The organism is Parabacteroides gordonii MS-1 = DSM 23371 (genome assembly GCF_000969825.1).
In the GTDB taxonomy this organism is placed as follows: domain Bacteria; phylum Bacteroidota; class Bacteroidia; order Bacteroidales; family Tannerellaceae; genus Parabacteroides; species Parabacteroides gordonii.
This window is the reverse complement of sequence record NZ_KQ033919.1, coordinates 2508482-2527657: the sequence shown is the minus strand read 5'-3', so window position 1 is coordinate 2527657 and position 19176 is coordinate 2508482. Positions and strand designations below refer to the sequence as shown.

12 protein-coding genes and 2 pseudogenes are annotated in these 19176 nt (G+C 41.3%); 13 read left to right on the top strand and 1 reads right to left on the bottom strand.

The window, feature by feature from the left end; genetic code table 11:
* The first annotated feature begins 179 nt into the window (after positions 1–179).
* From HMPREF1536_RS09675 to HMPREF1536_RS09645, 7 genes are all read left to right on the top strand, one after another.
* Positions 180–1313, top strand: coding sequence for a chymotrypsin family serine protease (locus tag HMPREF1536_RS09675; RefSeq protein ID WP_147337524.1), 1134 nt, complete (start codon positions 180–182; stop codon positions 1311–1313).
* 74 nt (positions 1314–1387) lie between these two features.
* The gene (locus tag HMPREF1536_RS09670) at positions 1388–2020 is read left to right on the top strand and encodes a hypothetical protein (RefSeq protein ID WP_028730175.1); all 633 of its coding nucleotides are present in this window, start codon (positions 1388–1390) and stop codon (positions 2018–2020) included.
* 165 nt (positions 2021–2185) lie between these two features.
* Positions 2186–2797: a Crp/Fnr family transcriptional regulator gene (locus tag HMPREF1536_RS09665; protein WP_028730174.1), complete on the top strand. Its 612-nt coding sequence runs from the start codon at positions 2186–2188 to the stop codon at positions 2795–2797.
* A 47-nt stretch (positions 2798–2844) separates the two neighbouring features.
* Positions 2845–4098: an aminotransferase class I/II-fold pyridoxal phosphate-dependent enzyme gene (locus HMPREF1536_RS09660; protein ID WP_028730173.1), complete on the top strand. Its 1254-nt coding sequence runs from the start codon at positions 2845–2847 to the stop codon at positions 4096–4098.
* A gap of 457 nt (positions 4099–4555) precedes the next feature.
* On the top strand, positions 4556–5158 hold the full coding sequence (locus HMPREF1536_RS09655; protein ID WP_028730172.1) for a hypothetical protein: 603 nt from the start codon (positions 4556–4558) through the stop codon (positions 5156–5158).
* 40 nt (positions 5159–5198) lie between these two features.
* Positions 5199–6236 (top strand): thiol-activated cytolysin family protein, encoded by a 1038-nt coding sequence (locus tag HMPREF1536_RS09650; RefSeq protein WP_052349941.1) that lies wholly within the window; start codon positions 5199–5201, stop codon positions 6234–6236.
* Between the two features lie 2 nt (positions 6237–6238).
* Positions 6239–7660 carry a thiol-activated cytolysin family protein gene (locus HMPREF1536_RS09645; RefSeq protein ID WP_044193577.1) on the top strand — a complete coding sequence of 474 codons (1422 nt, stop codon included), beginning with the start codon at positions 6239–6241 and terminating at the stop codon, positions 7658–7660.
* A gap of 341 nt (positions 7661–8001) precedes the next feature.
* On the opposite strand, the pseudogene HMPREF1536_RS09640 reads toward HMPREF1536_RS09645, so the two are convergent.
* Positions 8002–8229: pseudogene (locus HMPREF1536_RS09640) on the bottom strand (IS66 family transposase); the annotation flags it as partial.
* Position 8230: 1 nt separating this feature from the next.
* On the opposite strand from HMPREF1536_RS09640, the pseudogene HMPREF1536_RS09635 reads away from it, so the two are divergent.
* The 6 genes and pseudogenes from HMPREF1536_RS09635 to HMPREF1536_RS09610 all read left to right on the top strand — a co-directional run.
* A pseudogene (locus HMPREF1536_RS09635) lies at positions 8231–8824 on the top strand (insulinase family protein); the annotation flags it as partial.
* A 95-nt stretch (positions 8825–8919) separates the two neighbouring features.
* Positions 8920–10629: a DUF6377 domain-containing protein gene (locus tag HMPREF1536_RS09630; protein WP_028730168.1), complete on the top strand. Its 1710-nt coding sequence runs from the start codon at positions 8920–8922 to the stop codon at positions 10627–10629.
* 215 nt (positions 10630–10844) lie between these two features.
* Positions 10845–14024, top strand: coding sequence for a SusC/RagA family TonB-linked outer membrane protein (locus HMPREF1536_RS09625; protein WP_028730167.1), 3180 nt, complete (start codon positions 10845–10847; stop codon positions 14022–14024).
* A 21-nt stretch (positions 14025–14045) separates the two neighbouring features.
* Complete coding sequence (locus tag HMPREF1536_RS09620; protein WP_028730166.1) at positions 14046–15611, top strand: RagB/SusD family nutrient uptake outer membrane protein; 1566 nt, start codon at positions 14046–14048, stop codon at positions 15609–15611.
* Positions 15612–15635: 24 nt separating this feature from the next.
* Positions 15636–17888 (top strand): beta-glucosidase BglX, encoded by a 2253-nt coding sequence (gene bglX / locus HMPREF1536_RS09615; protein WP_028730165.1) that lies wholly within the window; start codon positions 15636–15638, stop codon positions 17886–17888.
* A gap of 18 nt (positions 17889–17906) precedes the next feature.
* Positions 17907–19175 (top strand): glycoside hydrolase family 5 protein, encoded by a 1269-nt coding sequence (locus tag HMPREF1536_RS09610; protein WP_028730164.1) that lies wholly within the window; start codon positions 17907–17909, stop codon positions 19173–19175.
* Position 19176 lies beyond the last annotated feature (1 nt).

Genomic DNA, 19176 nt, shown 5'->3' with positions numbered 1-19176 from the left:
CTCAATTTGCTCTTACTTCTATTCATTACAACACAAAAAATCACTATTCTATACTAAATAATCATATTTATTAATATATCTTCATTTAATCTATTTGCAATTGAATATATGTTTATCGAATAATAAAATATACAAAAGTAATTTTGAATTGTATTTATTAATCATTTAAATTATAAGTCATGAAAAAATTACTATTCAAAATTATGGTACTGACAGCCATATGTGCAATGACATCTTGTTCAGATAATATATTATCTGATGATGGTAGTATTCCTGTAACAAAAGCATCTTCCACCGAACAGAAAGATCTTACAGCAATAGGAATAAATTTAATGGAATCATTTAATGCAACTCCATTACGTTCTAATACCCTGCTTTATCCTGATTATTACTGCGGTGCATACATTGATAATAATAATTTTGTTATTCTTGTTAATAAAGACACGGCTCTGTATAAAGATAATTTCATACAGAGAACAAAAAGTAACGATTTTATTCTGAAATTAGCAACATATTCAATGAATGAATTAAATGAAACATTAGATTTACTAAATTCATTTATGTTCAACGAAGTAAATAAATCTATAATTGAAAAATGCGGATTAGAAAGTTTTGGACTTCTTCCTAACAAAAATAGAATATTCATTGAATTGAATGATTGCAACGAGGAAAAAATCACTCAATTCAAAGGTCTTGTTATGGATTCGCCAATGCTAGTATTTGAAAAATCAGTTGACAAAATAATGGCACATGCAGAGGTTTATCCTGGAGAAGAATGCCAAGGTTCTGGGGTCGGGTCTTTTGGATATCGAGCACGTTCAAATGGATCCAATGGCATAGTAGCATCAGGCCATGTTGTAAGGAGTTATGGAGAGTCTGTTTATGGGCCTGAAGGCTTTATTGGAACATGTACAAATACAATGATTGGTGGTTCAGTTGATGCAGCTTTTGTACAAACGAATAATCCTAGCAACTACACATTTTGGCAAAATATCTATATATCATCTTATGTAGAAACTCCTTTTCAAGGAGCAAATGTAACTATGGAGGGTAAAAATAATCATGCAGGATTAAGATCACAAGTCATTGCAACTAATGTTACCGGAACAATAACTATTCCTAGTATGGGAATAAAAGTAACACTTTACGGACTAACTAAAGCGAATTATCCTAGTCAAGACGGAGATAGTGGTGGAATCGTTTATTCAGGTAGTAATAATATTTATGGAATACATGAAGCTGCAGGTGGTGGCTATTCATACTTCATTTCTGCGTCAGAAATAAATAGAACAATGAATCTCACAACATACTAAACCTATAATAAATACGAAAGTACTATGGAAAACCATAATACTTTCGTATTTTTATCATCCACTATATACAAAGTATGAAACAACTCCTAACAATACTAATTATAATACTATTCCTTTGTTATTGTACAAGTCCCAACAAGGATAGTTCCATCAACTCCAATCAGGATTTTGCTCAAAAAAAGATTTTGGAGCAAAGGAATAAATCAGAGGGTGAAGCTTATCCCCTTAAACCCGAAAATTGGCCAAGAAGAATTTCATTGGCTACATATAGAAAAAACTTATTAACAATCAGAGATTATTATAGAGAGAAGAAAAAATACCCGGATTTCTATGGTGGGAATTTTACTGATGATGATTATAATCTCATAATCTATATTGTAGGAGATACATTGAAAGGGAAAAAAGAAATGACCAAAATTCTTAATAGTACAGACTTTTCTATTAAATCATGTAATTTTTCGTATAACCATCTGACAAAGGTAGATAGTATATTAACCCAATTTCTTCAAGATAAAAAGAACAGTTCTATTATAGATAGTATCAAGATAGTAGGTCATATGCTGAATTTTGAAGATAATCACATATATGTAAGCCTGAAAGAATGTAGTGATACCATTATAAATGCCTTTAAAAACACTATTTTAAATGATAAATGTATCGTCTTTATAAAAGAGGATCCTAATGCTCCCATAATAATAACAGAGTAAATATTTCATATTTACTCCCTGCATAATGAATCTATATTAATAAATACAAGGCATTCCCATAATTTTTTCATTTTTTGTTTGACGGTTCAGACATTATTCTTACTTTGCGTTGATACGTTGAAAATAAGACGCCACATAAACACCATTTAACAAAAAAGAAATTGTATGAAAACGAATATAGCCTTACTAATAGAACAGTCCGTAAATGAGCTTGACTCCTTGAACAAAGGTTTACGGCTTACCACGGAAGAACAATCCTTTTTCTGTGAACACTTCAAACGAGAAGAAATAAAGAAAAATGAATTTTCCATCAAAATCGGTGATTTTGAGAACTATCTTTACTTCATAGAAAAAGGTATCCTCCGTTATTGGACTACTACTAGTCATAATGATCCTGATAAGGAAATTACTTTTTGGTTCTCCTTTCCCGGAGAATTTGCGAATTCCTATTTCTCTCTTAAGCAAAAAGAACCCTCTATCATAAATATTCAAGCTCTGACTAACTGTATAATCTGGAAATTGGCAAAGCAAGACCTGGTCAACTTATATGAAACCTCCTTGAATATAAATAAAATCGCACGAATCGTTCTAGAAGATGCTTTAGTACGAAAGATTAACCGAGAAATACAATTATTGGGACTTTCATGTGAAGAAATATATAAAGAGCTAATGACTAAAAACAAAGATTTTATTCAACAAATTCCTTTAAAATATATAGCTTCTTATATAGGAGTAGCTCCTCAAACACTAAGCCAGATCCGTAAAAAGATCCATTAAATATATTATTTCCTTTTATAGTTATAATTCCAAAAACAGTTTACCTTATGCAAAACAAATTCGACAACATGACATTAAAAGACTTTGAGAACCGGGGAGAAGACCTTTTGACCAGAGCCAAACAAATAGATGATTATATTTCATATAGACATCAAATCCAACATTTGCCCTACCGTGTTATCTCATTAACAGGTTCCAATGCACGAATGAAATTGATAGATCCTTACTCCAATAAAGAAAAAGAAGTAATCAGCTACGTATCAAATGATTATCTAGGGATATCACACCATCCGGAAGTAATAAAAGCCGGTATAAAAGCACTAGAACAGTATGGAGCCGGTGCTGGTGCCAGTCCATTAATCGGGGGACATAATTTTTTACATGAGCAATTAGAGCAGGAAATCGCCCGTTTCATGAAAAACGAATACGCTCTATCATACACTTCCGGATATGCAGCCAATTCAAGCACCTTACTCTCATTAATGGGAAAACAGGATATTGCAATAATGGATATGTTCACACATGCCAGTGTTTTTGATGGTTGCTTATGTACCAATACGAAAAGATTTCTCCATAACAATGTAGATTCACTTATTCATGTACTAAAAAACGCAGGAGATTTCAAAAATAAGTTTGTTATTATAGACGGCGTGTATTCACAAGATGGCGATATCGCTCCGTTAGATAAAATATATACGGTCTGTAAGGAATTTGGTGCTTACTTAATTGTGGATGATGCACATGGAATTGGTGTCTTAGGAAAAACAGGAAGAGGAATTATTGAAGATTATGACCTATTGGATAAGGTAGATATGATAACCGGAACATTCAGCAAGTCTTTTGGATGTGTTGGCGGATATGCAATTGCCAGAAAAGAAATCATAACTTTATTAAGATATTATTCAAGACAAAATATATTCTCCGCTGCTGCCACTCCGCAAACGGCTGCTTCCGCCATTAAAGCGATCCAGCTCGTTGATAAGGAACCGCAATTAAGAAACAACCTACTTGATAACATCAATTACTTTAAGAAAGGACTTGAGCAACTACACCTGGATTTCGGGAATACAGAATCAGCTATATTTCCTGTTATGGTGCGTAGTGAACAAAATGTAAAAGAGGCTGCTCGTGTATTGTTCGATCGAGGTATATATGTAAATCCGATTAGTTATCCGGTTGTCCCTGAGAAGTTATCCCGGTTACGTTTCAGCGTAACAGCCATGCATACAACAGAAGATTTGGATCAAACGTTGGATATTCTTGAATCAATTAAGAGCACATATAATCTAATAAAAGAATAATACTGCTATGAAAACATATATAGAAATGTTAAATTATTAAATTTAATGAGGGTGTGCCAAACTAAAATGAACTCTAAAAATTAGACAAAAAACTTTTGGAATTCACTTTAGTTTGGCACACCCGTTTATATCTTTCCTCTATAAATCTAGTCACGTAAGAATCTTGATGTTACCATCTTATCAAGAAGTCAAACGAAAAGTCTCGGGCATCCGTTGTTCGATCTCAGGCTCTTGCACACAAAGTGTTTAGTCTCATTTACCAAAAGTAAGGTTGACAAATACAAAATGTAGTTAATTAATACTCATAAATCAACAACTCAATATAAACAACTATATAAATTAATGAAAATTCAGATTCATAGTCAAATTATGAATACATATTCATCTTAGCCATGCATAATATTACTTAATTTTGAAGTGAAAACAAGAATTTATCACATTAAAACAAATATAGTCCATGCTTTCAATTCATAAAACATTTACAATATTATTATTATTCATTACTCTCACTCTTTTTTCTTGTAATAAAGAAACAATATCAATAGAATCATCTATTAATAAGACCTATGTCTTTGATGGCAGTTATTTATTAACAGATTTAAATTTATACCTTGGAAAAAGGGGATTAATAAAAGATTTTAATGAACAAAAAGCATTAACCTTTTGGCCTAATATTAAAATGCCTTACTCTGATACAATAATAATTAACGAAAATTCAGATTCACTAATTCTGAAAATCAAATCAATGGATCCAATTTACTTTGAAACACACAAACATAATGATTCTATATTCATTTTAAGAAATGATCAATCATACACCTTTTTCTGTACAGTAGATAACAACAATGACGAAATTACAACACATCTCGGTTTTTATATTGTGCGCAAATCTAATAACGCATTGGGAGTCAGTTTATGGAAAGGAAGTGATTTTGATTTACAATCATTTAATAAAATATTTCACAAAAATGGTTATTTTGAAAAACCTAGTGATATGTTAAATAACAATGATATAGCTGCTTGGTGCAATATATATTATAGGTTTAAGAAAATGAATTAGTATAAGCTAAATAATATCAAACAATTAAAAAGCGAAGATTATGAAAAAGAAAATTTATTATTTTGCAATTTTATTACTTATTTTTGCATCTTGTTCTAAAGAAGATCTGGAATATAGTGATATCAGTGAAAGTAGTTCAGACAAGATCTACACACCAGATCCCATTATTATCCCTTCCAAAACTCTTGATTGGGATGAATCTTTTCATCCTTATGGAATAATAAGTAAAGGACAAAATCAAAGTTCTGAAATAGCAATTACCTCTGTTAATTTATTTATTGGAGGAGTCTATACTGCAGCTTCTATAAATGATTTAACTATAAATCCTATAAATAAACCTGTAAAATCAATTTCTGTAGCTTATACTTTTCCAGGATTTTTTACAGACGTAATTCCAACTCCTGGAGTTGTATCTATGTATACATCTTTAGGTAAAGCTGTAGAATCTCCTAAATTTTCAGGACAACAATCATTGTCATTTGAATATGATTTTCGACAGTTCTCATATTATAATGAAATGAAATTAGCATTTGGAGGAAATATCAATATTTTCAATATTTTAAAAATAGATGCAACATACGAAAGCGGTAAAATAAAGCAAAAAACTGGTCTATTTGCAAGAATCCTACAGAAGAATTTCTCTGTAATCATGGATTATCCTACTGATGGTAATATTTTCAAGAATCAATCAGATTTAGCTGCAACATCTCATCTATCCCCTGTGTATATTAATTCAGTCACTTTTGGAAGAATGGGTATAATATCAATAGAAAGCGAATCAAATTATGAAGAAGTAAAGAAGGCTTTTAAATTAGCTTTAACCGTAAAAGCTGTCGGAGGTGAGTTACAACTAGATGCCACATCCAAAGAATTACTCGAAAAAGCAGAAATTCGGATTTTAGTTTACGGTGGAGCAGGCTCAGAAGTAGCAAAATTAGTAATGGGATTCGACAAATTTCAAGAATTTATTGTAAATGGGGGAGAATTTTCAAAAGAAGTTCCTGGTGTACCTATATTCTTTACTTGTAATTACGCAAGTGATAACTCTATATTTTCAACATCATTTACAACCAATTAATCATGAAAAACTATATAAATATAACAGCGTTAATTTTCTGTTTCACAATTGTTTTATCATGTTCAAACGAAGATGAAAACGACATCACTAGTATGATAGAATCAGTAAAAAACACTCCTCTATCAATTGATATATCTACATATAGAAATATAGAAAACATAGATTCAATTAGCTTATTAACAAAATCTTCTGGAAATCCTTTAATACAGGTAAGAAATGTTGAAACATCAGAATCTATTGTGCTTCCTGAGCTTTTGCCTCATGTATGGCTTGGAAATATCATAAAGAAAAGTTCAGTAGCTGATTTGGATTATAAACCCTTAACATATCAAAGAAATCCGATAAGAGTGGGATTAACTTTACTTGGAACAACAGCTAGTACAATCAATAATCCTTCTTATATAACCATTGGCCAATATGTTGAATCTCAAACTCAAAAAGGTAATTTCAGTCAGAATCAGGAATTCAATTTTTCTGTAGAACAATTCACTTCATATAATGAACTCAAAAGTTCATTTGGAAGCAACAAAGACGTATCAGGGCTATTCTGGGGTTATTCGACAGAAGAAGGTGGAGAGGATATAACCATTTCTAAATCAACCGGACTTACTGTAAGATTTTACCAAACCAGTTTTAAAGCCATTATGGACTATCCTCAAAACGGTATAGCTTCTATACCTGAAAATGAAATTGACGAAGCTGTCTATATGAATTCTATTGCTTACGGACGATTAGGTGTTTTAACATTGGAGACTGATTCTTCTGTTAATACATCTAAGGAATATATCAATAAAGTATTTAAATCAATTTTTATAAATAATTCAACGAATTTCACTAAAGAAGAGAAAGATTTTCTACAAAGTTGTGATTTTAAAGTATATTTAGTTGCAGGGAATGGGATGAGTTCGGCTCAATCATTTACTGGTTTAACTGGCTTCTTAAACCATATAAAAAAGGGAACCTTTAGCAAAAATGAACCAGGAGTACCCATATTTGTAACTTACGCTCATGCTAGAGACAATTCACCACTATTAATAAAATTCACTTATAATATTAAAATAATACCGGTTTATGTTGAAATGACAGAAGAAAGTCTTGAAAGTTCATTTAAAAACCTTTATTTGACTTTTTATAAAAATTCTTCTAAAATTCCAACAATTGCACCATCTTTTATACAATTCGAAATTTCTCATAGAAATAAATTTATTACTTATCGACCAAATCATAAGGAAACTATATCATATGAAGATATAAAAATTAAAAACAGTAGTCATAAGACAACATTAAAAGTAGTATCTGAAGCCAGATATAATCAATCTCATAGTGTTGGTCAAGTAGATATGTGGGATAGATACCATTCGTATACTCTTAAGGAAAGTCCATATTATCGCATTTTAGGAACAAAAAAATTCGGATGGGATTAATTAGTGACCTAAGTCCTTCATCAGAGGCCAGGTAATTTAAGATATAGACAATAAAATGCTAACAGACAACATTAAAGAAACAGACTTTAGTAACTTGGACATTATTAAATGAGCAAGTCACTAAAGTATGCTTCATATGCCCCTCTATAAATCGCTTACTTTCAACTTCATACCTCATCATAAACAATCCTTTACCAGAACGATGCTGACCTACAAGAACTTTTACCAGCTTATTTCGCAAGCCCCCGATAAAGTATCCGTATAAATTATAGAATCGCTATATAAATCTAATAAGTTTATAGCGATTCTCTGTTTATAAGATGCTTTTCATTAGAGTATTGTTAGATTTCTTTGGATTTTCTCTGTTTCCAGTAATTGGGTAGCAACTCTTTTAGGTCTTTTCCCTTATCTCTTGTGTAATATGGTAGCCAAGCAATTATATCGATAAGCCATTCTCTGGGATTAACTTGAGATGCTTTGCATGATACTAACAATGAACATATAACAGCTGTGTTTTCCGCCGCCTGATGATTCCCACAAAACAAGAAGTTTTTTCTCAATAAAGCTATTATTGAAAAAGGAAATGTAAAAGAAGTCCCGCCCATCCGCAAAGGCGAATACGTCAACCGTTTCAAACGCCAGATGGAAACCCCGAAAGCTTCCGTCGTAAACTTCTATTCCGGTCAGATGGATTACAACCTGGAAAACATCCTTACGGCAACCATGTTAAAACAGGTGCTCGACCTTGTTTATATGGAAAAGGTACGCGAAGAAGAAGGTGGAACATACGGTGTACAGACTTCCGCACGTATCTCCACTTTCCCCGAGGGACAAACATTCCTGCAGGCTTACTTCGATACCGACCCGGGCAAACGCGAACAGATGAACACAATCGTCCGCAACGAACTGAAACGTATCTCCGACATCGGCCCGCGTCCCGAAGATTTCAAAAAGACGCAGGACAATATCCTGAAACGTCATGCAGAAAACCAACAGGAAAACAGCTACTGGCTGAATACACTGGATAATTATTACTACAAAGGCTTCGACGGCGCAACAAAGTATGTCGAAACGCTGAATGGTATTACTCCGGCTAAAATACAGGCTTTTACCAAAAAGCTGCTTGGTCAGGGGAATAGTATCGAGGTGGTGATGGAGCCGTAAGACTAAAATAGCAGATTGTTTATAAGTAGTAAAAAAAGAGGATGAATTCATCCTCTTTTTTTATCTTTGACCCGTAAACCTTAAATTAGACAACAATGTATATCAGAATAATACTATTTATTACCGCTTTATCTATCTTTTCAGGGTATGCCACAGGACAAATAATATCCGACAATATAGAAAGGATGCTGCAAAGTCTTGACTCTCTGGTTGTAGAAAAGGAAACATTTGTTGTTGCCAAAGAGAAACGGATCGAAGAGTTGAGGAAAATGGAGAAAAAGGTTCAGACAGAGGAAGAACAATACTGGATGAACAAACTGTTTTACGAGGAATATATGGTATATGACAGTGACTCTGCCCTGAGCTATATACATAAGAACCTGGATATTGCCCAACGGCTGAATAATCTCCAATGGGTGGCACAATGGAAAATAGAACAATCATTCATATCATCCGCTACCGGCTTTCTGAAAGAGGGACTGGATCTGCTGAACGAGATAAAAGTAGAAAACCTGTCATCCTATGCCAAGACAGATTATTACGGACAGATGATGTATCTGTATTCACACTACGGACAATACTCGGGAGAGAACTCCAGCCAGACCGCTCTTTACAACATACAGGAAAAATCATACCGCGACTCCGTCTATTTTCATATTCCCGGCGACCATCCTTTATATTTGTGGTACAGAGGATGGCAGTCCAAAGGAACGCCTCAGGCCGCAGAGGTAAGAGATCAGCTGTCCCACGTACTGGCTACTTCCAAATTCAATTCACGTCCGGACGCCATGAATTCTTATATCCTGGCCCAGCTATATAAAGAGGAGAACAAGGAAGAAGAATTTCTCCGTTATCTGATTCTCTCGTCAATGGCCGATATAAGGTCTGCCAACCATGATATTGCATCATTGGAGGAGTTAGGGAAAATACTCTATGAGAAGGGAGAGATAGACCGGGGATATTCTTACCTGAATTATTGCCTGAGTTGTGCACAACTCTACAAGAACAGGATACGGATGATCGGTATCTCCTCTGCCCTGGATGCCATTCATAAAACCTACGAACAGAGAAATAAGAAACAGGAAGCCGATCTACGCCGTTATTTGCTTATCGTCAGTATGTTGTCGTTAGTCCTGCTTGCGGCCATCTTCTTTATTGCCCTACAAATGAAGAGGTTGAAAGATTCACGAAAGAAGCTCAATGTCGCCAATCAGGCGTTGAATAATCATGTGGACGAACTGGAACTGGCACATGTGCAACTGGCCGAAGCAAACAACCAGCTTCAGTCGTTGAACGGACAGTTGCTGGAAGCCAACAACAAACTGACCGAATCAAATTACGTCAAGGAAGAATATATCGGTTATGTATTCAATATCTGTTCCAGCTATATCAGCAAGCTCGATGAATACAGGAAAAACATAAACCGGAAGATCAAAGCCGGTATGGTGGAAGAGGTAAAAAAGATGACAGATGCCTCTTCGTTGGCTTCTAACGAACTGAAAGAATTCTATGCCAATTTCGATGCCATCTTCCTGCATATCTATCCTGACTTTGTTTCCGATTTCAATGCGTTGCTGCAACCGGACAAGCAAATCATACCCAAGGAAGGGGAATTACTGAATACCGAACTCCGTATCTATGCGCTCGTGCGGCTGGGGATCAGTGACAGTGTAAAGATAGCCGAGTTCCTGCACTGCTCTGCCCAGACTGTCTACAACAACCGGCTGAAAACACGAAGTAAAGCGATCGTCCCCAGAGAGAATTTTGCGGAAATTGTAAAATCTTTAGGAAAAATAGAGCGCTGAAACAGTTCTCAAAGCCTCCTTTGCTTCGTATAACAACTTACTTTTTGCACATTTGCAAAAAGCTTACACAGCTGTGTAACAATAATATACAAAAATTATCAACTTACTTCTCCGGTTTACCAGCCTATTGAACCCAATAAGCCACACACTACTTTTGCAAGTACAACAAAAGTAAAAACGATTAGTATGTTAACTTTAAAAAATGTATTTATCTTATGAAAAGCATTTTACCAAAAAGAAGGCTTTGTAAAGGGATCATTCCTCTATTATGCCTGTTATTATTTCCTACATTAGTGTTTGCCCAGAAACTTACAGTTAACGGACAAGTAAAAGACACCCAGGGTGAACCGATCACCGGTGCGAATGTTGCGATAAAAGGCACTACCACCGGTACGATAACGGATCTGGATGGAATGTTCTCAATTCCGGATGTCGAGCAAGGCTCCATCGTGGAAATCTCTTTTATAGGTTATTTGGGCCAGACAGTAAAAGCGGCGAACAATAACCCTTTATCTATTATCCTGAAAGAAGATAACCAGGCATTGGATGAAGTAGTCGTTATCGGTTACGGTGTCCAGAAAAAGAGTGTGGTTACTGCCTCTATCGCCCGGGTTTCGGCCGACGATTTAAGCACGACAGCCCCCGTTCGTGTGGATAATGCGCTGAAAGGTCTGGCATCAGGTGTACAGGTAACGACGACCAATGGTCAGCCGGGTTCAGAGGCCAAGATCCGTATACGTGGTACCGGTACCATCAACAATTCCGACCCCCTTTATATTGTTGACGGTATGGCTATCGACGGCGGTATTGACTATCTGAACCCGAATGACATCGCTTCTATCGAAGTGCTGAAAGATGCGGCTTCCGGAGCTGTTTACGGGGCACGTGCCGCCAACGGCGTTGTTTTGGTGACCACCAAAAGCGGTAAAGAAGGTAAGGTAAGAGTGACTTACGATTTTTCTTTCGGATGGCAGCGTCCCTGGAAAGAACGCGAACTCCTCAACGGCACACAGTATGCCACTTTGATGAACGAGGCCAGCAACTATGCCGGTGAAGGGAATATGTATGACAATCCTGCCCAGTACGGAGCAGGTACAAACTGGCAGAAAGAAACTTTCAACTACAACGCTCCGGTACAGAACCACCAGGTAAGTGTAAGCGGTGCCACGGAAAAGATCAATTATTTCCTGTCTCTGGGTTACTACAACCAGGAAGGTATTGTGGGTGGCGACTACGACCGTTCCAACTACAAACGTATGACCATGCGTTCCAATACGACTTATACCCTGTTTGATGAAAGCAAAAAGCGCAATTGGCTAAGTAAAATGGTTATCGGTGTGAATGCCGCTTATTCCCGCATTAAGAATACCGGTATCGAGACTAACTCATTGACCGGTTCCGCATTGGGTAATGCCATGTTCCTCTCTCCGCTGGATGGCGTATATGCAGATGATGAAGCAGCTATGTACAAACAATATGCCGAGGAGATCAAGCAATACGGCGATCTGGTAAGAGACAAGAAAAGCGGCCGGTTGGTCACTATCCCCAGCAAAGATTTCAACGAGATCAGCAACCCGCTGGGATATCTTTCCCTGCCGGGAGAAACGAACAACTCAGATAAGTTCGTTGCCAACTTCTATGCAGAAGTAACCCTTTGGGATAACCTGAAGTTCAAGACATCTTACGGTACCGACCTGGCCTTCTGGGGCAAAGACGGATGGAGCAAGGCTTATTACCTGGCAGTAAACAGCCACAACGACAAATCGAAAGTATGGTCGGAAATGAACCGTGGCTGCACCTGGCAGCTTGAAAATATCCTGACTTACGACAAAACATTCGGTGCCCATTCGTTTGCAGTCGTATTAGGACAGTCGGCAAAGAAATATACCGGTCGTAAGATTGGCGGTAGCGCTTATGATATGATCGCGGAAATGGAAGACAAAGCCAACCTCGATTTCACATCCGGACTGGCATCCGACGGTAAACGCGATGTATACGGCGGTATGTTCGACCCTTCCACCCTGGCTTCGTATTTTGGCCGTATCAGCTACAACTACAACGAACGTTATATGTTGCAGATGACCGTACGCCGTGACGGTTCTTCCAACTTCGGCCCGAATAATAAATGGGCAACTTTCCCTTCCGTCTCTTTAGGATGGAATATCACCAACGAATCATTTATGGAAAAACGCCCGGACTGGCTGACCAGTACCAAACTGCGCCTGTCGTGGGGTAAGAACGGTAACGAGAACATCGGAGCCTTCAGATATACTGCCAACGTAGCAACCGGCAACAACTATGTATTCGGTGGCGGAACAAACCAGCAGATCATCATGGGTAGCAAGCCGTCGGGCACGCCCAATGCCGACCTGAAATGGGAAGAATCGGAACAGTACGACGCAGGTCTCGACTTCGGCTTCTTCGATAATGCCCTGACATTGAGCGCAGATTACTTCAAGAAGAAAACGAACGGCATGTTGAAAGAAATGAGCATACCTTCCTATTTGGGTGAATCCAAACCCTGGGGTAACGTGGGTAGCATGGAAAACTCGGGTGTTGAAGTAGACCTGGGGTATAAGTTCGGAGCAGGCGACTGGAGCTTCAAGGTGGGCGGTAATATCAGTTACCTGAAGAACAAACTGATCAACCTGGGTAACTCGGACGGCTTCGAAATGAAGGACAACGTTCACCAGCTGGGAAATGTCAGCCGTGCGGAAAACGGTGAAGTCTACCCGTTCTTCTACGGTTATAAGACAGCCGGTATCTTCCAGAACCAAGCACAGATCGATGCGTATGTAAACAGTAAGGGAGAAAAACTTCAGCCCAATGCCGAGCCCGGTGATGTTATCTTCGTCGATGTAAATGAAGACGGAAAGATCAGCGATACCGACCGCACAAAAATCGGTAAAGGTACACCGGACTGGACATATGGTCTTAACTTCCAGGCTGCCTGGAAAGATTTCGACTTCAGCATGTTGATCGCAGGATCTATCGGCAACGATATTTTCGATGCCACCCGCCGTATCGACCTGCGTTACGTGAACCTGTCATCTGAAATGATGGATCGCTGGCACGGCGAAGGGACATCCAACTCCGTTCCCCGTTTCACCTGGGCCAACAACAACGACAACTACCGTGTTTCAGACCTTTACATCAAGAACGGTTCCTATATGCGCCTGAAGAATATCCAGTTAGGTTATACATTGCCTAAGACGCTGACTTCAAAAGCATTCATTTCCAGCCTACGCGTATATGTAGCGGCTGAGAACCTGCTGACACTGACCGGTTACAAAGGTTTCGATCCGGAGATCTCTTACGACGCATCTTCAGGTATCGACCGGGGTATCTACCCGCAAGCCCGTACGTTTACAGTTGGTTTAAACCTTAATTTCTAACATTCAAAAAGATAAGACAACATGAAAAAGATAATAATAACATCCTGTGCAGCTCTGACTATCTTCGGAGCGACCTCATGCGGAGACGATTTCCTGTCCGTTGAACCCTCCAGCAGCGTACCTATCGACGGATATTACAATTCGGAAAGCCGTATCATGGAAGCGGTTACCGCTGCTTACGACCCCTTGCAATGGTACGATTATTTCAGCGGTTGGGCTCCTTTAAGCCTGGTGTACGATTGCATGAGCGACGATGTATATGTAGGTGGCGGTAGCACCAGCGACCAGGGCGAGCTCCATCTGATCTCACAATACTTGTCCGACCCGATCAAGACGATCGCCGGCGCATGGACAACCAGCTATTCCGGTATCAACCGTTCAAACCTGGTGATCGCCGATGTGGAAGCATCCGAAATGGGTGAAACGGATAAGAAGAAATTGATAGCCGAAGCCCGGGTGTTGCGTGCCTGGTACTATTCCGTCCTGTGGAAACTGTGGGGTAATGTTCCTTATTACGATGTAAACCTGACTTTCCCTTACATAGCCGAACAGAAAACGGCTAAAGAAGTGTACGACCTGATAGAAGCAGATCTGGCCGATGTGCTCGACAGCAATGTGCTTCCGATGAAACAACCGGCAGAATGGGCCGGCCGCGTGACCCAGGCAATGGCGTCCATGCTATACGCCGAATACGTTATGTACCAGCAGGACGAAAGCAAATATGCCAAAGCGCTGGGTTATATGAAGAGCGTTATTTCTTCAGGCCAATACTCCCTGCAACCGTTTGAGAACTTGTGGGAAGCTGAATTCGAATGGAACAATGAAACGATCTTCGACATCAATTATATCTCCAAAGGCGGTAAGAGAACCTGGGGAGATGCCAACTTCACCGGAGGTACCGTAGTTCCCGCCATGATCGGCATCGACGGCCTGAGCGGTAGTCCCGATTATGTAGGAGGCTGGGGATTCGAAGCGGTTGCCAAAGAGGCATACGATGCTTACGAAGAAAACGATAAGCGCCGTGACATCGGTATCCTGAATATGGATAAGTATATCGCAGACAATGCAGCCAAAGGCATAACCGTTACCTACGGAGGCCGTTACCAGAACACCGGACTCTTCATGCGCAAGTATCTGGGACGCATCGGCGGCAATGCAGGTTGCGTTGGTGATGCCGACCTCAACTGGGACAACAACCTTCGTATCTACCGCTATGCGGAAACACTGCTGAATGCCGCTGAACTGTCCCTGCGCACCGGCGACACAGGAACAGCCAAAGGCTATCTGGATCAGGTTCGCGAACGTGCAGGCGTTGCCCCGATCGATGCCAACCTCGATAATATCCTGAATGAACGCCGCCGCGAATTTGTAGGCGAAGGGAAACGCTACTTCGACCTGGTTCGTTTCAACAAAGCGGAAGACGTACTGAAAGCCAAAGGCGGAAAAGTATTGGATAAGAGAGGCGGCAGCTATGTAAAAGACGGTATCCCCGAACGCGTTCAATGGACGGTAAATAAGAAGTATCTTCCTATCCCACAGAGTGAAATTGAAGCATCGAAAGGAACCATCACACAAAATCCGTATTAATAACCAGGAATAACTATTATACCCATGAAAACATCAGGATCAACCATTTTCTATACAGGCCTGCTGGCGCTCTCCCTAACGGCGTGCAGCCAACCTTCGGGATCAGGGAAGGAGGCCTCTGTCGACAGGCAGGTAGAGGAACTGCTCGGTAAAATGACTTTACAGGAAAAGATCGGGCAGATGAACCAGCTCAGTCCGTTCGGCGGCCCGGAAGAGGTAGCGGAACAGATACGTAAAGGAGAGATCGGATCTTTACTGAACGTGACAGATCCGGACGTTGTCAACCGGATACAGAAAATAGCGGTGGAAGAATCCCGGCTCGGCATTCCTGTATTAATGTCGCGCGATGTTATTCATGGGTATAAAACTATTTTTCCTATCCCCTTGGGACAAGCAGCTACCTTCAATCCGCAGATCGTGGAAGACGGCGCCCGTGTGGCAGCCATCGAAGCGTCTGCCGACGGTATCCGCTGGACATTTGCCCCGATGATCGATATTTCACGTGATCCCCGCTGGGGACGTATAGCCGAGAGTTGTGGCGAAGACCCGTACCTGAGCGCCGTTATGGGTGTAGCTATGGTGAAAGGTTTCCAGGGCGACTCCCTGAATGATCCTACTTCGATAGCAGCCTGTGCCAAGCACTTCGTAGGTTATGGAGCCGCAGAAGGGGGACGCGATTATAATTCGACCTCTATCCCCGAACGCCAGTTACGCAACGTCTACTTCCCCCCGTTTGAAGCAGCCGCCAAAGCCGGATGTGCCACCTTTATGACCTCTTTTAATGATAACGACGGTGTGCCTTCGACAGGCAACAGCTTTATCCTGAAAGATGTATTGCGCGACGAATGGAACTACGACGGCATGGTTGTGACCGACTGGGCATCGACTGCCGAAATGATCTCCCACGGTTTCTGTAAAGACGAAAAAGAAGCAGCCATGAAGTCTGTCAACGCCGGAGTCGATATGGAAATGGTGAGCGGCACCTTTATCCGCCACCTGGAAGCGCTCGTAAAAGAAAAGAAAGTATCGGAAGCAGCGATCGATGAAGCGGTACGCAACATCCTACGCCTTAAGTTCCGCCTGGGGTTGTTCGACAATCCTTATGTAAATACAGACCAAGATGTAAAATATGCCCCCACCCATCTGGCAAAGGCCAAAGAAGCGGTCGAGCAATCGGTAATCTTACTGAAAAATGACGGGGAGACTTTGCCTTTTACAGATAAGATCCGCACCATTGCCGTCGTAGGCCCGTTGGCTGATGCCGCCCACGACCAGATGGGAACCTGGGTATTCGACGGGGAGAAAGCCCATACCCAAACGCTACTGCCCGCCTTGAAAGAAATGTATGGCGACAAAGTTACATTCATCTACGAACCGGCTTTAGGTTACAGTCGCGACAAGAACACCGCCAATATCTCCAAAGCCGTCAGCGCCGCCATGCGTGCCGACGCCGTACTAGCCTGTGTCGGAGAAGAATCCATCCTTTCCGGTGAAGCCCATTCGCTGGCCGACCTGCACCTGCAGGGAGCACAAAGCGAACTGATAGCCGCCCTGGCAAAGACAGGGAAACCGCTCGTGACGGTGGTTATGGCAGGCCGTCCGCTGACGATCGAACAGGAAGTAAAGCAATCGGACGCCGTCCTCTACGCTTTCCATCCGGGAACGATGGGGGGCCCGGCCATCGCCGACCTGCTTTTCGGTAAAGCGGTACCCAGTGGCAAAACGCCCGTCACCTTTCCGAAGATGGTCGGACAGATCCCCGTTTACTATGCCCATACGAACACAGGCCGCCCCGCTTCCCGCCAGGAGACATTGATCGACGATATCCCGTTGGAAGCAGGTCAGACCTCTTTAGGTTGCACCTCTTTCTATATGGATGCCGGCTTCGATCCCTTATTTCCCTTCGGTTACGGATTATCCTATACCACTTTCGGATACGATAACCTGCGGCTGGCTACCGATAAACCGTCTGCGAACGGTACGCTGGAAATCAGCTTCGACCTGACAAATACCGGCAAGTACGACGGCACGGAAGTCGTACAACTATACGTACAAGATAAAACCGGCTCCGTCACCCGCCCGGTAAAAGAACTGAAAGGGTTCCAACGCGTATCCCTGAAGCAGGGGGAAAAGAAAACAGTCTCCTTCTCCCTTCCTATCGAAGAACTGGCATTCTGGAACATAGACATGCAGAGAGTGGTCGAGCCCGGAGAGTTCAACTTATGGGTAGGCCCCAACAGCGCAGAAGGGTTACAAACATCATTCACCATCGAATAACAACAAAAAACAACTGATATGAAAAAGAATATATATATAACGATACTGCTCCTGCTGGTTTCCTTCACCGGATGTCGGCAGCATACAGGGCCGGGCGAGGCGGAAATCTCTGCCCTGCCTCCGGAAGCCTTTATCCGCATATCCGGAACCGACCTGATCACTCCCAAAGGACAGAAGTTCTTTATCAAAGGGACAAACCTCGGCAACTGGCTGAATCCGGAAGGCTATATGTTCGGTTTCAGCAAGACGAACTCCCCGGGACGCATCAACCAGCTATTCTGTGAAATGGTAGGCCCCGACTTCACCGCCGAATTCTGGAAAGCATTCAAAGACAACTATATCACCCGTGAAGATGTACAGTTCATCGCCGGGACGGGAGCCAACACCATCCGTCTCCCCTTCCATTATAAACTGTTCACCGACGAGGATTATATGGGACTGACCGCCAACCAGGACGGTTTCGCCCGCATAGACAGCGTTGTGAACTGGTGTCGGGAAACAGGCCTCTACCTGATCCTCGACATGCATGATGCCCCGGGCGGACAGACCGGTGATAACATCGACGACAGCTACGGGTATCCCTGGCTATTCGAAAGCGAAGCCAGCCAGCAGCAGTTCTGCGACATCTGGAAAAAGATCGCCGCCTACTACAAGAACGAACCCGTTATCTTGGGCTACGAACTGATGAACGAGCCTATCGCCCCCTATTTCAGTAATATGGAAGAGCTGAATGGTAAACTGGAACCGTTGTACAAACGGGCCACCGCCGCTATCCGCGAAGTAGATACCAACCATATCATCCTGTTGGGCGGTGCCCAGTGGAACGGCAATTTCCGTCCTTTCACCGACTCCACCTTCGACGACAAGATCATGTACACCTGCCACCGTTACGGCGGCGAGGCCACCAAAGCGGCCATTCAGGAGATCATCGACTTCCGCGACCGCGTCAACCTGCCGATGTATATGGGAGAGATCGGACACAACACGTCTACCTGGATGAACGCTTTCTGCCATACAATGCAAGAGAACAATATCGGCTGGACATTCTGGCCGTATAAGAAGATCAACGACTCCGCATTCGCCGGCATCAAACCTCCGAAGAACTGGGAACGGGTGGTCGCCTTCTCCGAAGCCCCGCGCGGCACTTACCAGGAGATCCGCGACGCCCGTCCGGATCAGGAAGAAGCCAGGGCTGCCCTGATGGAGTTCATCCGCAACAGCCGCCTGTCGAACTGCATCATCCAGAAAGAATATATCCGCTCACTAAGTTTAAAAATACACGAATAAG